This window comes from Alteromonas sp. 07-89-2 (assembly GCF_013113925.1).
GTDB classification, from domain to species: Bacteria; Pseudomonadota; Gammaproteobacteria; order Enterobacterales; family Alteromonadaceae; genus Alteromonas; species Alteromonas macleodii.
In genome coordinates this window covers 150,650-169,857 of sequence record NZ_VTYM01000001.1, presented here as the reverse complement: position 1 = coordinate 169,857, position 19,208 = coordinate 150,650, and the positions used below count along the sequence as shown (strand labels likewise).

The following is a 19,208-nucleotide window of genomic DNA, read 5'->3' as shown; positions in this document are numbered from 1 at the left end:
TAATAGATACCAGCTCAACACCGGTGCATCAGCCTTCATTTAACTTAGGCTATCCATCGTGTAAGCATGTAAAGGCCAGCACCTAACATGGCAAGGTTTTCGGTAAGCGAGATAAACCCAAGAGGAAGGTCTGAATTACCGCCCACACAGGCGCACTTAAGTTCACGTTTATCGATATATACCGCTTTAATAACTGAAACTGCACCTATTGCGCCGATAAAAATAGAAACAGGTGAAACTAATAGTGCGGGAAGCCCCGCTAGCATACCAAGCCCAGCAAACGCTTCTGCGAAAGGGTACACATACGCGTACCTTACGTGCTTCATTGCCAGTAAGTCATAAGTAATGAATTGATTTGAGAACGCTACAATGTCCTGTAGTTTTTGTAATGCGAGGATCACCATGGTGACGCCAATGAAATTCATTATGAAAGGTTCAATACCTGTCGGGAGTCCACCTTTTAGCATGAGCGCAAATACCACAAGGGCGGCTAAAGAAAAAATCACAATGATAGGTGTGTAGCGCGAACCGAACTCACTTTCTTGCTTCAAATTGAAATAATCTCGTAAGTCATCATAGCCACCAATTCGCTTATCATCGATAAACGTTTGCGGCGTGGTTTTCACATTATGCTTCTCTTTAAAAGCGTCAGTTTCACTTCGGTTGGACAAGTGATGGTCTTCAACATCGTAGCCCTTTCTTTCTAGCAAATCTTTCGACTTAAGTCCGAAGGGACAAATGTGATCAGGGGTAACCATGCGATAAAGAACGGCGCGCTTTGACATTGTGGACTCCTTGTAAACCTTTCACGAAACGGCACCTAGTGCGCAAAATATGCGCGCCTTCTGCCATGTTTATAGTGATATCACGATATACAAAGATAAGTTACATAATCCATGCCAAGGGTTTAACAGAAGCATCCAGTTGCATCAGTGTTAATTACCGCACCGTTGTAGGGGAGTTGTGTAGTATAGCTTACAACCTGTTCGACAAGGTTCTTTCCGGTAAAGCATCCGTAGCCCGTTGCGTATGGACCTAAATAGCGAAGCTGATTTTGCATGTCTAAAACTATAAGCGCGGGCACTGCATCAAGCATAGCGGCGAGTTCTGGTACGTCTTCTATATTCACTCTGACTTGATGAAAGTCATTTCCTAGCTTTGTTAATAGCTGAGTTTGGTGAGGTGTAGTTAACGTTTCACAGTAGCAATGAGACTGCGTTCCCACATGAATAACAGAACCAGGGGCAATGTTTTGTTCGTTTAGTAGTTCGACAAGTGAAGCGTCAAAATTAGGCGCTGTTGTGCGGTGAAGTAAATCACCATTTGGGTCGAAGGAAGAAAGCTGGCGCTGACCGTAAACCAACAAGGCGGTGAGTAAACTCACCGCCCATAACAACAAAAGTATCCAGCTTGTTTTTTTATGCATAACCCAAATGCCAACAGCGTGCTTCTAGCGCTTTGGTTAAAGCTTAAATCGCTCGATAGCACTGCGCATGCGTTGAGAGATTTGTGACAACACCTCAACTTCGCCTGCTAGCGATTCAGCGGTAGCCAGTTCCTCAGAAGTGAATTCGCTTAATCGCGCCGTACTTTGCGCTATAGAAGACGATGCGGTTTCTTGCTCCACCGCTGATGTCGCTATTTCGGTCATGCTTTCGCTCGCTTCGCGAATTTGCTGCATGATCTGGGTCATGGCTGAAGTGGCGTTATCGCTCGATACAACGGCTTCATCAACCAGCTGAATGCAGGTTTGCATTTGTTCGACTGAACTGGCGGTTTGGGCAACTAGCTGCTCAGTAATACTTGTGATTTGGTCTGCACTTTCTTTTGAGCGAATAGCCAAAGTACGTACTTCATCGGCAACAACGGCAAAACCTCTGCCGTGTTCCCCTGCGCGGGCTGACTCGATTGCTGCGTTCAACGCAAGCAAGTTAGTTTGCTCGGCAACGGCAGTGATAGAGCGCATTGCGTCAGAAATATGCGCGCACTGCTCGTTAAGCGCCGAGTTTGTCTGCGCTGCCGCATTTAATGTGTTGCGCAGCGAATCTATGGTGCGGCTTGTGTTGGAAATAGAGTCGCGCGTAGTCTGCGAAGAACTTTGTGCCGCAGAGGCTTTGTCGCTGGCAAGGGTTGTTTGTTCGGTAGACAGCTGCATCGTTTGTGCGATTTCTTCTGACGATGCCGATACCATGGCAATCTCTTGGTCAGTGTTTCTGCTGATTTCAAACATGTTGTTTGCCGCCAGCTCCATCTTGTCACAGCCTCTAACAACTTCGTCTGTTAAATTTGAAGCAAGCTCAATTAATGCTTTTACTTGGTCGATGAGCTCTGCGAAAGGTCTCACGATCTTGTGGCCTCGGTTAAGCTCAATAGATAAATCGAGTCTACCGTCACCCTTTTGCATGGTCTCAATAGCTAGGCGCAGTTCAGCCGCACCGGCACCTTCTTGATGACTTTGTTTAGCCATGTACATCAAAACACCGCCCTCAGAAAGCGCGAACACGGCATGCATCAGCAAGATAGGAAAGGTTACGTGACCTTCTTCAAAAATAAATAACGGCGCGCCGCCCGCTTGTAAAAAGAAGAACGAAATATGATGGACAGCAACGACTGCGGTGCCTGTTGCAACCACTTTCCAGTCTCTAAAGTAGGAAAGAAATGCCAGAAGAACAAAGATTTCAAAGTGGACTTCAATTAACCCGAATGACTGGTGGATGTGGAGGGCTGTTAGCAGTTGAACACCGATAGCCATCGCATGGCGACTTATCGCTGAATAGGGGTTTTGCAAACTAAGGACAAGTGGTACGGCAGCAATTGGAATACCAAGAACAAAAGCAGGAAGAATCTCGCCAGTATAAAAACCGATGCCAATCGCAATTAGCAGTTGAATAACAATTACAACGCGAAAAATCTTGTGACCTTCTAGGAGCCAAGGGTACTGCATGCCAATCTCCGACAAGTATTTGGGATTAAGTGTAGGTTAAAAATGAGGGGTGTGCTAACTTCGCTACAGTTTACGTAAGTCACGGTTTTTACGCCATTTAACTTTTGTATAGAAGTTACTGTTATTAAAAAAGTTTAATCTTCGAATGCCTAAATAAGCTAAAGGACACAATCATGCCTGCCATCGCCTTTCTTTCTACTGACCACCTTGAAGACTTCTTTGTGTACGACGAGCTTTTGATCCCGTTTTTCAATGATAACGGTTGGTCTGTAGAAACCATATCTTGGCATAGTCAGTCAGAAAACTGGGATAGGTTTGACTACGTGATTGTGCGCAGTACATGGGATTATCAGCAGCATCCAGAGGCCTTTCTGGCTTGTTTGACTCAAATTGATGCGTCGAGAGCAACCTTGCTCAATCCATTGCCTCTTATGCAGTGGAATATTGAAAAGCACTACTTAAAAGACCTACAGGACAAGGGCGTGCCTATTGTAAGTACACGGTGGAGTAATGCATTTAATAACAGTGTTATTGATGAGGCCTTTTCCCATTTCAATTGCGACACTGTGGTGATTAAACCTACGCTTAGCGCTAATGCTGATGATACGTTTAAGCTCTCGGTCTCAAATTGGCATGAACAGCAACAGGCGCTTTCTGATACGTTTAATCAACGTGATTTCATGATTCAACCTTTCTTAAATAGCGTGGTTGAAGAAGGGGAGTACTCGCTTTTCTATTTTGGCGGGAAGTACAGCCATGCCATTAAAAAGGTGCCGCAGAAAGGCGATTTTCGCGTACAAGAAGAACACGGGGGGAGCTTACATCCCGTTGCCGTAGATGAAGAACAACTAGATATTGCCCAGAAAGCATTGTCAGCAATGCCTTGCGAAGCACTTTATGCACGGGTTGATTTAGTCAGGCAGGGCAGTGGCTGGGCGATAATGGAACTTGAACTTATTGAGCCCTCTCTTTACTTCAATTTAGATGAACAGTCTCCCCTGCGCTTTGTCGACGCATTGATAAGCTTTCATTTGAATAGGGCCTAAGCGTTGAATAAATGAAAAGTGAAGCCAGCAAATTATAGGTTTGCTGGCTTACTGATAGGAAACTAACTTTTTAATTTAGTGCTAACGCAGCGTCTTCTCAGTTCGTCCCTGCTTTATCGTCCTGTTTCTGCTTGATTCATAATTCTTAACTTGAGCACGGCTTACTGAAGAAGTACTCGCCCGCTCAATTCGTCTTGGCTTACTGCTCTCTCGAGCCACCGGCTTGTTTTGCGGACTCGTTCTTTCAAATCGCTCTCGATTTATGTTTTGTTTAGCTGGGCGCTTTAGCGTGTTTTCTCTATTAGCATATCGCTTCGACTCTGACGGCGTTGATATCCGAGCGGGTTTGTCCCGCTTTAACTGGCTTAGCGTCCGGTCCCTAGTCGGCTTCTCGCTTCTGCTCGCCGCTTGATTGCGTTTTAGCGCGTGCTCAATGGATTGTTTGCGGCTTACCGAGTCTTGTTTGTTCTGAAAACGACTTTCTCTAAGTGGCGTTACCTGTTTTGGCTCAATAGTGCGTCTTACTGCCTTGGTATTTTCCGTGCGCGCAATGGGTCTTACGGTATTTTTGTCATTGTGGCGTTTCGATGTGTTTACCGTGCTAACGTGTTTATTAGACAAGTGCTTTGCCCGCGTCACACCCGCATGTTCATATCGCGAAGGCGCATTGTGAACTACTCGAGTAGAGTAACGCGCACGACGATGCACCGTGTTGTGTTCCCAACGACGATAGTCTCGGCTTATCACGCGTTTTCTTGGGCTACCGTGATAATACCGGCGTACAGGCTCGCGGTGAATAACCACATGGCGGTTATGCCAGTGCACGCTACCAAAGAAAAAGAACGTAGAAAGATGGATGCTTGGAGACCAATAGACATTGCTATGATGATGATAGCTTACGTGATGACGCCAGCGAACTGGTGAAGTTGTGTGCCACCAGTGACCGTACACGACATGAGGGTCGTAATAAGGCACATACACCACTTCCCGCTGACGGGGTTCAATGTAAATTATTTCGCGAGTAGGCTCACGTTCCCGTTCAACTTCAATGTAGTCATTGGTCACCAGATTGCCAGTGTTGAGGGCGTGTTGTCGAAGCACCTGCACGCGGTCTAGCACACGGCTTTGATCAATTAATACGTTATCACCAAGTTGCTGTAACCACTGAAGATCATTCGCCATGGTGCTGAGTAAGTCGGTGAACGGAGCAAGTGCTTTTACGCTGGGATCCCAGTTAACACTCGCCAGCACATTTTCGACCTGTTCCGGGGTTAAATGCTTGTTGCTTTGGCGCCAGCGGTCGGCTGCAACTACATCAAGCGGGTAGGTAGCCGCAATCAGTATGTGAGTAAGTAGGGTATCAGGATAAAGCGCAATGGGCGCAAGTACACTGTCTAATTCAGCGTCAGAATATTGCTGCGTTGACGCAGAAACATGTGCAAGGTTGGCGTTCGACTGGGCGATGGCAGGTAGCGCTGAAACACTAGACAGTGCGACAATCACAGATAAGGTTATGTTTTTCATACATTCTCCTTAGCGCATGAGCAACGGCTTTTCGCGCGCTAAATGGTAAGTCTGTATACGTTATAACCAGTCTATGATTAACCCAAGCTGAATAGAAAACGCCCACATTGGTGTGGGCGTTTTTAAATAACTCGTCTATTTGAAAACGTGGGGGTCGAAAGCGTGCCCAAGCTTTTCTGTTTTCGTCTTTAAGTAATGCTTGTTGTCTTTGGTGATACCGTGGTCAATAGGCTTACGTGCAACCACGTCTATACCAAGCGCTTTTAGTGCTGCCAACTTTTTCGGGTTGTTTGTCATAAGCTCAACATGCTTCACATTCAGCGTATCTAGCATCAGCTTGCAGATATCGTAACTTCTTAAATCGGCGTCAAATCCAAGATGTTCGTTAGCTTCTACCGTGTCCATGCCACTATCTTGAAGGTTGTAGGCGCGAATTTTATTTAAAAGACCAATACCGCGACCTTCTTGGCGAAGGTATAAAAGCACACCGTGACCATTATCGACGATATTTTGCATGGCTTTTTCTAATTGAAAGCCACAGTCACAGCGAGTGCTAAATAAAGAATCGCCTGTTAAGCATTCTGAATGGATACGAATTGGCACTACGTCGTCTTCTTTCCACTCTCCATAAGAAAGGGCAACGTGCTCTTGGCCGCTGGCTTCAACAAAGCCGTGTATTTTAAAATCACCCATGCGAGTGGGTAATTTTGCGGTACTGACATATTCGTATTTAGGCTGTTTGCTACTCATGTTACTTCTACACTTTGGACAGTAGGCAATAAGTGGGGATGACTTCTTTTTTTGCAAGTCTACCATTTTATTATACGCGAGTTGACGCTAGTGCTATCACTTTTTTCGTAAGACGTATATTAAGTGCAGTTATTAAAGTGGGGTAAACTCTCGCAGCGGGGCAGGCTTTGCAACGCTATAGCCTTGGGCAAAATCAACGCCCATTTTGCCAAGTTGTGCCATGGTGCCTTCATTTTCAACGAATTCCCCGACGGTTTGCATACCCATGGCTTTCGCTACATCATTGATTGACGCAACCATAGCCGTGTCTACACTGTCGTTCAGCATATCCTTGATAAACATACCGTCAATCTTTACCTGATTAACCGGCAAGCTTTTAAGATAACTGTACGAAGAGAAGCCGCTACCGAAGTCGTCTAGAGCAAATGAGCACCCAAGGCGATTAAAGGTACGCATAAAGGCAAGGGTGTCCTCCATTTTTATAATCGCTACCGACTCGATCACCTCGAAACAGATCTTGTTGTAAGGAATATTAAAGGTTTCGAAAGCGTTTAAAATGAATAACGTAAAATCTCTGTCTGCTAATGAATGGCAGTTGAGGTTTATACTGCATCGCCTTAACTCAGCGAGATGTTCAGGGTTTTCAGACAGCCATTTGAACGTATTTGTGACTACCCATTTGTCGACATTTACATTCATTTCAAAGCGCTCGGCCGTGGGTAAAAAATTAGCGGGCTCAACAATTTTTCCGTCTTTTTCTCTTAGGCGCAATAGCACTTCATAATAGTGACCATCGCTGGCTTTGCTCAAAGGTCTTAAAGACTGGTAATAAAGTTCAAAGCGCCCTTCTTCCAAGGCGTTGTTTATAGAAGAGACCCAGTCCAACTCACGCTGATAGCGCTGCATGCTCTCATCATCTTTATTATATTTATGCACCTGATTTCTGCCTTGCTCTTTGGCAAAATAACAGGCGGCGTCAGCCATACTTAAATACTGCCCTGAGCTAACGTTACTATCATCGCATACGACCATGCCAATACTTACGCCCAGATTGAATATGCGGTTATCCCACATGAACCGATAGGCCTGTACTGCATTGAGTATTTTCACTGCATTGAGATAAACCGCATCAGCATCTAAATCTGAATAGATAACGCCAAACTCATCACCCCCGAGTCTTGCTAGCTGCGCGTTGGGTAGCAGCGTATTTTCAATCAGGCGGGCGACGTCTTTTATGAGTACATCTCCCGCTTTGTGACCGCAGGTGTCGTTAACAACTTTAAATCGGTCTAAATCTAAAAAGAGTAGGCACACAGGTAACGCGCTGTGGTTATGTACTTTTTCCTTGAAGACAGATTCAAATTGCCGCCTGTTGTATACGCCGGTTAGTGAGTCGTGAGTGGCCAAATACTGAAGGCTTAAATCGGATTGCTTTTTTTCCGTGATATCAATAATTGAGCCGTACAGGTAAGTTCCTTCATCGTTCTCGCGGATCTGGCAAGACAATGAAAACCAGAACTCTGTGCCGTCCCGACGTTTTCCCCGTATCTCTTTTCTGGTGACGTGGCCTTGCTGTGATATCTCACCTAACAATACATGTCTGTCTTCTGGTGATGCGTAAAAGGCTTTTGTGCTTGCCCCCTCGCTAAGCATTTCTTCCTCATTCTCATACCCAAACACCGTGCACATTGCAGGGTTAACTGAAATTAGCTTACCGTCCCAGGTTGATGTGTAGTGTCCTTCAGCGGAGTTTCGGAACAAGTCATAAAAGTGATTTAGGCTAGAAATTATTTCAGCTTGAGAGGAGAGCTTATGTTGATTGAGTACCTGCTCTTTTGTGATGACCGCAAATCCAAAACACAGGAAACCCAAGGTTAAGAAAAACAGCATTCCCATCGCGACATCGACAGTATAAATAAGGTCGCTGAAAAGGTTTTGGGTCACCAAAGCGTAAAACGCAAAGAAAGATAGCCAGGCCAGAATATAAGTGGTGCTGACAACACTACTGCCTTTGTCTTTAAAGATAAGAGCAAGGGTAACGTGATACAAACCCATAGCCGCTGTGAGTATAAGCAGCGTGATTGTGACCATATAAGCATTTACGGTAAAACAGTAAATGGTAGCAGCAATAGGTAGGACATAATTAAGCAGTCTTAAAACGAAAGGCACACGAGAGAACAGGTGATGAGTCACTTTTCCAATACACAGTAGTAATACGCCGAAGCATACGGCGTAAAAATGCTCGCTGGCGTTGGTCAGGCTAGGCCAAAACGCGAGGCCACCCTCTGTAATGAACAGCAACGCAATAAGCACCAATGACGACATGGTTAGCCAGAAGCGGGTAGGAATGCGCTGATATAAGTAGGAAAAAAGAAAATAGAAAGCAATGAGTGCCATCACACCCGACACAGCACCAAGCAAAGTCAGCATATTAGTGTCGTGTTGAGCAAGCAGGTCTCGCTCCCATAGTGACATTGGAAAGTACTTTAGCCCTTCGTCTTTCACTGCGATTAGTAACCGAGCGTCTTGGTATGGTTGAAGGGTGAAAGCAAGCCTGATATTTGGAAGCGGTTGTCTTAACGAATAGTCACCTTTACCGGCTTGATAACGGTACGATTTTATAATTCGCTGGCTGCTGTCTAGAAGATAAATCTGCAAATCATCAACGTTTAGACGGTCGATATTAAGCACTAAGGGAATGGCACTATAGCCAGAGTGGACAAGCTCTGTTGAATACCACACACGTTCTGTTGAAGAAGCCGTTGCTGTAGGTGTTTTTGTGGAACTTCCCGTCAATACATCAAAATAGGTTGCGCTATTAGGTGCAATTGATACCCGTGCATAATGGTTGATGATTTCCCTTTCGAAAGACTCATCGATAACAAGCCGCGGGCTGGCAAAGGCGTTTATACTTAGAACCACCCAACTAATGAGCAAAGCTGCAACGTACTTTGTTAGCTGGGAGATTGGCACTAGCATGATCCTTGAAGCGCTAATTATGTGTTTTCTATAGAATAATACTAGTCTGTCCTAAAAGCCAAACAGAAAGAAAAAGGTGTGGTAATACTTACGTGTTTTGAAGATACTGGTAGATCGCATTCGGTGATTGTTGAGTGCCTACCGGTTCCAGCCAAATCGCCTCGCAAAGCCACTCAATGCAAAGTATGCATTGAAAATTTGTATTGCTGGATTGAGTGGTAACAAGCGCCTGAAAGCGATCGGCTCCCCAATCTGCGTCGGAAAGTGAAAAGTGAAAAATTTCACAAAACTGCTCTGCCCACTGCTGAGTTTTAAGAGGCGTTAAAGGTAATGCAACGCGGATTTCTACGCTTTGTTCGTTAAACACGGCGTGCTGTTGAATGTCTTCTTTGGTGAGATTTTGCATAGAACTTACCAATTCGCTGGTTATTGTAAACCTGCTTGCTTTATAAAGTGTATATAGTACAACACAAAAACAATAGCGTTAATCTAAGCGTATTAAGGACGGGGTATGCTAACACTTCACCATTTAAATAACTCTCGCTCGCAGCGAATTTTGTGGCTTCTTGAAGAGCTAGGCGTAGAGTACAAAATAGAATTCTATCAACGAGACAGTAAAACAAACCTAGCGCCGGATTCATTGCGCGCTGTTCATCCACTGGGACGCTCTCCGGTGCTTACTACGCCGCACGGTGCTATTGCCGAGTCTGGTGCTATTGTGGAATACCTTGTTCGCCACCACGCCACAGACGCATTTTCTGTACCTCAAGACCCAGAGGCACTTCAACAGTATTGGTTTTGGCTGCATTTCGCTGAAGGTTCGCTAATGCCACCACTAGTGGCAAACTTAGTGCTGGAGAAAGCACGTCAAAAAGGTTCGAAGCCTTTCTTTATTAAGCCAATTACTAACAAACTGATAGACGGTATTTTAAATGCCTATTATGGCCCTAATTTAGCGCAGAGCTTACGCTATGTGGAATCTTACTTATCGAAAAATACTTGGTTTGCGGGTGACGCGCCTAGTGGCGCTGATGTTCAAATGATATTTCCGTTAGAGTCGTTGGTAGCCAGCGGGCGTGCGAAAGACTTTACTGCCATACAAGGTTACGTAAAACGGGTTCATGCCAGAGAAGCCTACAAAGCTGCGCTTGAGAAAGGGGGAGAATACGCTTACGCCTAGTGTGTCCGTCTGCAAGGCGTACACCTTTACTTTGTGCAAACCCTGCGGCCAGCTGGAAAACAGAATCTAGTTGGCCTGCAAGCCCTCAGTGCTCTCGATTTATGTAATCATCAATAAGCTGGATAAAAGCCTCACCATAGCGTTCGAGTTTGGTTTGGCCCACTCCACTTACATCTAATAGAGTGTTGCGCGTAGTAGGGAGCTTACACGCCATATCCACCAAAGTGGCGTCGCTAAATACCACATACGGCGGCACTTCATTTTCTTCGGCCAACACTTTGCGTAAGTGCTTAAGACGGGTGAACAACGTTCTATCGTAATTGACCGGCGCTTGTTTTGCTTTTTTCTTGTCGGGCTTAAATTCAAGTCGCGGAACGGCAAGCTGAACCGCTACTTCACCTTTTAGCACAGGCCGAGCGGCCTCGGTTAAGCGCAACGCGGCATGAGCGGTAATATCAACGCGTATAAGGCCTTTATGAACAAGCTGGTTGATAATGTTGTGCCAGTAGCTATCCGACTTATCTTTACCTATGCCGTACGTGGAAAGCTGGTGGTGACCTGCTTCCTGAAGGCGCCTAAGCTGCTTGCCTCGCAAAACATCAATGACATACTGGCTAGAGGCTTGCTGTGAGAGCCGAAGTACACACGACAGTACTTTCTGTGCAATCACCAAACCGTCTATCATCTTAGGTGGGTCTAAGCAAATGTCGCAGTTACCACAGGCGCTGTCACTGAACTGCGAAAAGTAGTTCAGGAGTACTTGTCTACGACAGGTTTGCGCTTCTGAAAAAGCTTCCATAGCCGCAAATTTTTGTAACTCTATTTGGTTGCGCTCGGCTATTTCCCCTTGCTCTATCCACTGTTTTACGCGGGCTGCATCTTTTTCATCAAACAACAATAAAGCTTCTGACTCCAAGCCGTCTCGCCCCGCTCGGCCGGTCTCTTGATAATAGCTTTCAACACTGCGCGGAACGTCGTGGTGAACCACATAACGCACGTTCGATTTGTTGATACCCATGCCAAAGGCAACGGTGGCCACCACAATATCAATTTTGTCGTTAAGAAACTGGCGCTGTACCAGCTCTCGCTCGTCGTTATCCATACCCGCGTGATAGGCCGCACAGCGAAAGCCTTGTCTGAATAATTTAGCGTGCAGGTCGTCGACTTTCGCGCGACTGTTACAGTAAATAATGCCGCTACCTTCTTGCTGTTTTACGTAAGCAACAACTTGATCAAAGGCTTTGTACTTGCTCATTACGCGGTAGCGAATATTGGGTCTGTCGAAGCTGCCTTTATAAACCAGCGGGTCGTTAAGGTTTAGCTGCGTCAGTATGTCTGCTTGGGTGGCCGAATCTGCAGTCGCTGTGAGTCCAATAACAGGAATAGAGGGGAAGCGAGATTTTATTTGCCCCAGAGCGCGATAATCCTGCCTGAAATCGTGCCCCCAATGGGAAACGCAGTGCGCTTCATCAATGGCAAATAAGGCAATGTCGGCGTGCGCAAGCGACTGCTGAAAATAGTACTGCATTAAACGCTCAGGCGAGACATAGAGCAAGTCGAGCTTTCCTGCTTGAAGTGCGTCATTTATGCGTGCTTGTTCGTCTGCTTCTAGCGTTGAATTAAGATAGGCAGCTTTTACGCCCAGCGCTTTAAGCTGTTCTACTTGATCCTGCATAAGCGATATAAGCGGGGACACAACAATAGCGGTGCCTTGGCGCACTAACGCAGGAATTTGATAGCACAGCGACTTGCCACCACCTGTTGGAAGCAAAACAAGTGCGTCTTTACCTTCACATACTTGGTGAATGACTTCGCCTTGACCGTCGCGAAAAGCATCGTAACCAAATACATCTTTTAAGACGGTTTCTGGTGTTTTTACACGTTGCGTTTCTGGCGCTAATTCTGATGGAGCTATTGCAGTTGTCATGGCGCTGGATTTTACGCGTTTTTGGCGACGTCTTCACGGGGCAATTTAAAAAACTAGACTAAAATTCAGCGATAGTCCTGATCAGAGGGGCAGCAGCTCTTATAATTTATTTTGATTCAACATCATTGGTTGGATGAATTTCCGTCAAACTTACGTTCGGTAGTAATGTTGCTTATAAGCACATTACAAATATCAATTCATCAAGGAAAGCGAGTGGATAATAAAACGACTAATAAAGACGAAGCTAAGGGCAGCGAAACACTAAACCATGAACTAATGATTAAACATGTAATTGCGCTTTTTCGTGATACTATGCCGTTTAACCAGTTGCTGGGCTTGGAATTTGTTACCGAAGGAGAGGGGCTGGATACACAGATCTCCCTGCACCTTGATTGGCAACCAGCGCTAACCGGCAATCCAATGCAAAAAATCCTACACGGCGGTGTAACAGCGACTATGCTAGACACCATCGGTGGTTTAGTTTCAATTGTAGAAACCATCAAACAAACCGCACGTGAACACCTTGCGGACCTTCAAGTTAGATTGCCCACCATGGGCACGGTCGATATGCGCGTTGACTACTTAAGGCCGGGAAGAGGCGAGCGCTTTGTTGCGACAGCCATGATTATACGCAAGGGCAGTAAATTAGTGGTTTGTAGAATGGAATTGCACAATGAAAAAGGCGATCATATAGCCTTTGGCACGGGTACATATATGCTGGGATAGCAGTGTCTTAATAGGTTTGCATCATCCCACAATGCCTGTTGTTAAGTTGTGTAAAGGAAGTGAGCGGTATTAACGGGAGGTGTAGCGTGGCAGAGCCATTACCAGATTTAATTGAAGAGATTGTTACCGAAAGTATGGGTGACGATCCGGCGACCTTGTTAGCAACCCTTGCGGGGCAAGACGAGGTATACATCGCATCACTGTTAGAATCGTTGCCCGTAGAAAAACGTTTGGCGGTATGGGAAGGCATTCCTCGCGACCGTAAGCTCGACGTATTGGTTGAGATGCGTAGCGACCCCCGTGAAATTCTTATCGACAATACGCCGCACGATGAATGGGCGTCTATTTTTGCTGATATTGACGCAGAAGACTTACTGGAGCTACTCGATTCATTGCCAAAACGGCTTGTCGATATGGCCTATGAATCACTTGATTCTAAAGAGCGTAAGTACTTCAGAGAAGCGACACAATTCCCCGATAACCAAATAGGGCACTGGGTTAACCACGAGCAGTTAGTGCTACCTTCGAACGCGAAAGTGCGAGAAGGATTGCGCTTGCTAAGACGTGACATACCTCAGCATTGTGACAGCATTTTTTTGGTGAACCGCTCAGGTCAATTTTCCGCGCTGGTTAAAATTAGCCACCTCTTCAATGCGCAAGATCACGTGTCGCTATTCGACTTGTCGGAAGAAAGTGTGACGACCATTCAAGGGGCTGACGACACTATGAATGCGTCGCTACTTGTTCAACGTTCTGGGCTTGCGTCGCTGCCAGTAGTTGACGAAAACAACAAGCTTCTCGGCCGATTAGATGTGACCTCTGCAAGTGAGTTGGTCAACGAGTTTTACGAACGCCAAGTGATGGCTTCGGCCGGTATGGATGAGGATGAAGATTTATTCTCGCCTGTGGCGAAAAGTGCGAAAAATCGTGCCCTTTGGCTTGGCATTAACTTGCTTACCGCATTTTTAGCCTCGTGGTTTATTGGATTGTTCGAAGGCACCCTTCAACAAGTGGTTGCCCTTGCGGTATTGATGCCGGTAGTGGCAAGTATGGGAGGTATTGCAGGTAGTCAAACGCTAACCCTGATTGTACGCGGCTTGGCGTTGGGGCAGGTCACGCCTGCCAACTTACGGGCGCTGATGGTGAAAGAGCTTAAAGTAGGCGGCGTTAATGGCGTGATTTGGGCCTTGGTAATTGGCGTTGTTGCTTATTTCTGGTTTACCGATGCCATGTTAGGGTTGGTTATTTGTTTGGCCATACTGTTCAACATTGTAGCCGCCGCACTCGCAGGCGTGTTTGTGCCTGTAATATTAGACAAGCTGAAAATAGACCCTGCACTGTCGGGGTCGGTCATTTTGACTACCGTAACCGACATAGTAGGCTTTGTAGCATTCTTAGGTTTGGGCACACTGTTTCTGCTGTAGCACCATTCCCGCGATAAACCTTGTCCTGTTTTTGCATGACGAACGCATCTTAAGCCCCATTGAATGAGCACATTTAGTGGGGCTTTTTTTTTTGTTAATTACGTTTCATTAATTATGCCGCTTGTTACACGTCCTTTGCCGCATTGGAACGCGTTAAGGGTTGTGTATTCACCTAACCTGATAAACAATACGCGCCTTCTTCCCCCGAATTTCGTTGGAGTCAGTCTTGTCTAAGCAAGCCAGTGCCGCTCAAGTCGGCGTTATTTGTGCAATTGCCGCATATAGTATGTGGGGTGTTGCACCTGTTTATTTCAAACAGTTGATGGTTTTGCCGGCTGCTGAAATCCTGATGCACAGGGTAATTTGGTCTGTGGTGCTTTTGGTTGGGCTTATTGCCGCGCTAAAGCAGTGGCCCAAAGTGGGCGCCGCCCTTCGCAATAAGCGCGTCATGCAGATTTTATTCGTTGCTGGCTTGTTACTCGGGGCGAATTGGCTCTTGTTTATTTGGGCAATTAATAACGACCATATTCTTGATGCAAGCCTTGGCTATTACATCAACCCTCTTATCAACGTATTTTTAGGGCGACTTTTCTTAGGTGAAAGGTTGCGTAACTTACAGCGTGTAGCCGTTGGGCTTGCCGTTATAGGCGTGGCTATTCTTATTTTCTCTTACGGCCACGTGCCGTGGATTGCCCTGGTACTTGCGGGAAGTCTTAGCGTGTATGGCTTATTGCGCAAGCAAGTGGCGGTAGACTCGCTACCCGGCCTATTCATTGAAACCTTAATGCTCTCGCCATTCGCTATTATTTACTGGGTCTTCTTTGGCTCTGAGTACAGTAACTTATTTAATAACGATGCCACGCTAAATACCCTTATTTTAGCGGCTGGCATTGTAACTACCGCGCCACTACTTTGTTTTACCGCTGCAGCAAGGCGCATTATGTATTCAACGCTGGGCTTTTTTCAGTACATTGGCCCAACGCTTATGTTCATTCTGGCGGTTTACCTGTACGGCGAACCGCTTGAAGAGTCGCGCTTGGTGACCTTCGGCTTTGTGTGGTTTGCGCTTATCTTGTTTAGTGCCGACTCGCTAGTTAATTACCGCAGTCAGCGTAAAGCGCGAAAGCTAGCGGTGGAGTAGGGGCTTTTGCGCACAAGTCTTTATTTAAACGTCGGACAGCTAAGCGGCGGTTGATTGAGTGAAAAGCTAAAGCAGTGAAGCTTGCTCTTGCTGGGGAACATCTGGTGGTTCGCACTTCACTTGGTTACGCCCACTATTTTTAGCGGCGTAAAGCTGCTTGTCGGCAAGGCTTAGTAGCTTATCTACGCGCTGAGTGTGGGCGCCACTTACCCCAATACTGCAGGTCACTTTAATGTCGCTTTTAGGCAGCTGAATAATTTCCGCTTCCACCACTTTTCTGAAGTCGTCTAAACGCTCACAGGCTTCTTTCAGTGGTGTTGACGGCATGTATATACAAAACTCTTCGCCACCAAAGCGGGAGATAATTTCGTCTGGAAAATAAAACTCAATAAGGGCCGCCATGGCTTTTAGCACAATGTCACCGGCGTCATGGCCATGGGTATCGTTTATCGATTTGAAAAAGTCTAGGTCAATAAGGGCGAGAGCGTGATCCTCAGACAGGTTTTGATGTTGCACAGTAACCATGTAGAAGAAGTGGCGCCTGTTAGGCAAACCTGTTAAATAGTCGGTGTTGGCTACACGGCGAATTTCTTCAACGCTCTCAATATATTCCACGTTCTGCATCACGCGACACAAGAATTCTTCATGACAGTAGGGCACTCGCAAGAAGTCATTTGCACCACTTTTAATAAAGTGCGCAGACATTAACATGCCTTTGCCTCCAGCAACGCCCATAATTGCCAGCTGCTCTTTCGAGAAGGCTTTTCTTAAACTGGCGACAAAGTGCGTGCCTGTCATATCAGGCAACGTGTTGTCAGTGATAACAAGACGTACGTTTTTGTGTTCAGACAAGCATTGCATAGCGTCTGTAGCCGTTAGACATTCAAACGCAATAAAATTATGGCGCTGAAGTAATGAAACGGTTTTTGAGCGCAGCACCCGATTAGTGCTTACCACGACGACACCAGTAGACTTGTTTTTTTCTAATCGGCTAATAAGACGATTGAGGTAGTCGTAGTTCTGCGAATTTTCTTTGGGAATGTAATCGACAACGTCACGTTCTAGGACTTTATCGCGAATAGCGCTATCTAAACTCTCTGTTGTAGCAATGGTGGGAATGAAAGACTCAACCGTAAAGTCGATGGCTTCGCCTTTTGGTGCATCGGGAAGCGAGTATGCAACAATAGCACACAGAAAGGTTTCCGGCATATTTTGCGAAAACCGTGCTTTGCCTTCTGTCAGCGACGTTGCGCCAACGGGGGTAAGACCTGCCCGGCGTACTAATTTCGCTATAAGTTCAAGGTTGCCTTCACCATTTTCGATGATCAGCACGTGTTGCTGCATACATTTCAACTTAGGTTTAGGCTACCTTGCCTATTAATAATGTTACGCTTTCTCCAGCTTTGCGTAAGCAAGTACCAGCCATTTGCTGCCAAATTCGTCGAAGTTTACTTGAACTCGACCGTGCTCACCACTCCCTTCGTAGTTAAGTACGATCCCTTCGCCAAATTTACGGTGTACAACTCGCTCACCTAAACTAAAGCCCGTTTCTTCAAAACTGGCGTGCGACGTCGCTTGGCTAAAGCGGTTGTGCACGGGCCGCGAAATAGTCGATTTCAGCCTAACCTCTTCAACGCAGTCTGCTGGCATTTCGCGAATAAATCGAGAAGCAGTATGATACTTATCTTGGCCATAGAGTCGACGACTTTCTGCATAAGTAATATACAACTTTTGCATTGCTCTGGTCATACCAACATAGCAAAGTCTGCGTTCCTCTTCCATTCGACCTGGCTCGTCGTTAGTCATTTGGCTAGGGAACATGCCTTCTTCTACACCTGCTAAGAATACCAGTGGAAATTCAAGGCCTTTAGCGGTGTGAATGGTCATCATCTGCACGGCATCCTGGTCTTTATCCGCCTGGGTTTCACCTGCTTCCAGCGACGCATGAGCTAGAAAGGCTGCCAGAGGCGACATTTCTTCGGCTTCTTCAGGCACGATAAAGGTTTTACATGCAGTAACCAATTCTTCTAAGTTTTCTAGACGTGCTTGGGCCTTTTCTCCGCGCTCTGCTTGGTACATGGCGTACAGACCAGACTGGCGAATAGCTTTATCGGCTTGTTGGTCAAGGGGCTCATCTAACGTGGATTGCTCTAGCTCAGTAATTAGCAACACAAAGCTTTGCATAGCGTTTAGCGCGCGGCCTTTAAAGCCACCTTCATTAATGAGCAACTGACACGCCTGCCACATTGAACAGTTGTGCATTCGCGCGGTGTCGCGCACTTGCGATAAGGTTTTCTCACCAATACCGCGACTTGGGGTGTTTACTACACGCTCGAAAGCCGCATCGTCGTGCGGGTGGCTCACCATACGCATATAGCCAAGGGCGTCTTTAATTTCTTGGCGTTCGAAGAAGCGCAGACCGCCGTATATGCGATACGCCAGCCCTTCGTGGAGCAAGGCTTCTTCCAGTACTCGAGACTGGGCGTTGTTTCGATAAAGAATGGCGGTATCAGTAAGGGCGTTGCCTTGATTAAGCCAATCTTTGATTTTCGAAACAATAAAGCGCGCTTCATCTAGCTCGTTGAAACCCGCATATACAGAAATCAGCTCGCCTTGCGCGTCTTCCGTCCAAAGCTCTTTCCCTAAACGGCCCGTATTGTTGTCGATAACCGTGTTCGCCGCTTTAAGAATGTTTCCTGTAGAGCGGTAATTCTGCTCAAGGCGAATAGTAGTAGGCTCGTTGAAGTCTTTCAGAAAGTGCTGAATATTATCTACGTTCGCGCCGCGCCAGCCGTAAATAGACTGATCGTCGTCGCCAACAATCATAATGTTATTATTACCACCACTACACAGCATACGAAGCCATGCATATTGGATATTGTTGGTATCTTGGAATTCGTCAACCAACACTGCACGGAAACGACGTTGATAGTGGGCTAATACTTCTGGGTTTTTAGCCCATAATTCATGTGCGCGTAGCAACAGTTCAGCAAAATCTACCAAGCCTGAACGGTCGCAAGCGTCTTGATATGCCGCATAGACTTCGCGCATGGTCTTTTGAATATGATCGCCGTGGGTTTCAATGTGCTGAGGGCGCAAGCCTTCGTCTTTGTTGCCATTTATGTACCACTGAATTTGACGAGGTGCCCAATGCTTTTCGTCTAGGTTCATGGCCTTCAGAATGCGGCGAATAAGTCGATACTGATCATCCGAATCAATTATCTGAAAATTCTCAGGCAAGTTGGCTTCTGCATGGTGCGCGCGCAACAGGCGGTGTGCAAGCCCGTGGAAGGTACCAATCCACATATTGTGCAGACTGCGACCCATCAACGACTCTATTCGGCCGCGCATTTCTTTGGCAGCTTTATTGGTAAAGGTCACTGCCAGAATAGAAAAAGGGGCGATGTTTTCGACTTCCATTAACCACGCAATGCGATGCACTAATACGCGGGTTTTACCACTGCCCGCGCCAGCCAAAACTAGGGCGTTAGATAGTGGGGCTGCTACTGCTTCACGCTGTTTGTCGTTTAGCTCGTCTAGCAGTCGAGATACATCCATAGTGTGGTA

15 protein-coding genes are annotated in these 19,208 nt (G+C 46.3%); 5 read left to right on the top strand and 10 right to left on the bottom strand.

From position 1 onward, the window contains the following. Nucleotides 1–44: 44 nt before the first annotated feature. The 3 genes from F0261_RS00715 to F0261_RS00705 all read right to left on the bottom strand — a co-directional run bounded on the left by F0261_RS00715 (nucleotide 45) and on the right by F0261_RS00705 (nucleotide 2,944). Nucleotides 45–785, bottom strand: coding sequence for a MauE/DoxX family redox-associated membrane protein (locus F0261_RS00715; protein ID WP_069943519.1), 741 nt, complete (start codon nucleotides 783–785; stop codon nucleotides 45–47). Between the two features lie 122 nt (nucleotides 786–907). After that, nucleotides 908–1,426: a DUF6436 domain-containing protein gene (locus F0261_RS00710; RefSeq protein ID WP_171336953.1), complete on the bottom strand. Its 519-nt coding sequence runs from the start codon at nucleotides 1,424–1,426 to the stop codon at nucleotides 908–910. A 36-nt stretch (nucleotides 1,427–1,462) separates the two neighbouring features. Further along, nucleotides 1,463–2,944, bottom strand: a complete 1,482-nt coding sequence (locus F0261_RS00705) for a methyl-accepting chemotaxis protein (protein WP_014977954.1) — start codon at nucleotides 2,942–2,944, stop codon at nucleotides 1,463–1,465. 173 nt (nucleotides 2,945–3,117) lie between these two features. Here F0261_RS00705 and F0261_RS00700 point away from each other — a divergent pair, with 173 nt between their 5' ends. Then, on the top strand, nucleotides 3,118–3,990 hold the full coding sequence (locus tag F0261_RS00700; protein ID WP_171336952.1) for a RimK family alpha-L-glutamate ligase: 873 nt from the start codon (nucleotides 3,118–3,120) through the stop codon (nucleotides 3,988–3,990). Between the two features lie 81 nt (nucleotides 3,991–4,071). Here the strand turns inward: F0261_RS00700 and F0261_RS00695 are convergent, their stop codons facing one another. The 4 genes from F0261_RS00695 to F0261_RS00680 all read right to left on the bottom strand — a co-directional run bounded on the left by F0261_RS00695 (nucleotide 4,072) and on the right by F0261_RS00680 (nucleotide 9,649). Next, the gene (locus F0261_RS00695) at nucleotides 4,072–5,514 is read right to left on the bottom strand and encodes a DUF3300 domain-containing protein (protein ID WP_171336951.1); all 1,443 of its coding nucleotides are present in this window, start codon (nucleotides 5,512–5,514) and stop codon (nucleotides 4,072–4,074) included. 135 nt (nucleotides 5,515–5,649) lie between these two features. Beyond that, a complete protein-coding gene (gene ribA / locus F0261_RS00690) occupies nucleotides 5,650–6,264 on the bottom strand; it encodes a GTP cyclohydrolase II (protein ID WP_014947836.1) in 615 nt (204 codons plus the stop codon). A 132-nt stretch (nucleotides 6,265–6,396) separates the two neighbouring features. Continuing rightward, nucleotides 6,397–9,243, bottom strand: a complete 2,847-nt coding sequence (locus F0261_RS00685) for an EAL domain-containing protein (protein WP_216600658.1) — start codon at nucleotides 9,241–9,243, stop codon at nucleotides 6,397–6,399. An 88-nt stretch (nucleotides 9,244–9,331) separates the two neighbouring features. Further along, nucleotides 9,332–9,649 (bottom strand): hypothetical protein, encoded by a 318-nt coding sequence (locus tag F0261_RS00680; protein ID WP_061439013.1) that lies wholly within the window; start codon nucleotides 9,647–9,649, stop codon nucleotides 9,332–9,334. A 105-nt stretch (nucleotides 9,650–9,754) separates the two neighbouring features. On the opposite strand from F0261_RS00680, the gene F0261_RS00675 reads away from it, so the two are divergent. Continuing rightward, the gene (locus F0261_RS00675; protein WP_014975342.1) at nucleotides 9,755–10,423 is read left to right on the top strand and encodes a glutathione S-transferase; all 669 of its coding nucleotides are present in this window, start codon (nucleotides 9,755–9,757) and stop codon (nucleotides 10,421–10,423) included. Between the two features lie 85 nt (nucleotides 10,424–10,508). Here F0261_RS00675 and recQ read toward each other — a convergent pair whose 3' ends face one another. After that, nucleotides 10,509–12,350, bottom strand: a complete 1,842-nt coding sequence (gene recQ, locus F0261_RS00670) for a DNA helicase RecQ (protein ID WP_061439015.1) — start codon at nucleotides 12,348–12,350, stop codon at nucleotides 10,509–10,511. A 213-nt stretch (nucleotides 12,351–12,563) separates the two neighbouring features. On the opposite strand from recQ, the gene F0261_RS00665 reads away from it, so the two are divergent. The 3 genes from F0261_RS00665 to rarD all read left to right on the top strand — a co-directional run bounded on the left by F0261_RS00665 (nucleotide 12,564) and on the right by rarD (nucleotide 15,641). Continuing rightward, nucleotides 12,564–13,076: a thioesterase family protein gene (locus F0261_RS00665; RefSeq protein ID WP_014977960.1), complete on the top strand. Its 513-nt coding sequence runs from the start codon at nucleotides 12,564–12,566 to the stop codon at nucleotides 13,074–13,076. Between the two features lie 86 nt (nucleotides 13,077–13,162). Next, nucleotides 13,163–14,500 carry a magnesium transporter gene (locus F0261_RS00660; RefSeq protein ID WP_014977961.1) on the top strand — a complete coding sequence of 446 codons (1,338 nt, stop codon included), beginning with the start codon at nucleotides 13,163–13,165 and terminating at the stop codon, nucleotides 14,498–14,500. Between the two features lie 226 nt (nucleotides 14,501–14,726). Further along, nucleotides 14,727–15,641, top strand: a complete 915-nt coding sequence (gene rarD / locus F0261_RS00655) for an EamA family transporter RarD (protein ID WP_171336950.1) — start codon at nucleotides 14,727–14,729, stop codon at nucleotides 15,639–15,641. A 66-nt stretch (nucleotides 15,642–15,707) separates the two neighbouring features. On the opposite strand, the gene F0261_RS00650 is transcribed toward rarD, so the two are convergent. After that, complete coding sequence (locus F0261_RS00650; RefSeq protein ID WP_014977963.1) at nucleotides 15,708–16,985, bottom strand: diguanylate cyclase; 1,278 nt, start codon at nucleotides 16,983–16,985, stop codon at nucleotides 15,708–15,710. 42 nt (nucleotides 16,986–17,027) lie between these two features. Beyond that, entirely contained in the window at nucleotides 17,028–19,199 is a 2,172-nt protein-coding gene (uvrD, locus tag F0261_RS00645) for a DNA helicase II (protein ID WP_014977964.1), read from the bottom strand. Nucleotides 19,200–19,208 lie beyond the last annotated feature (9 nt).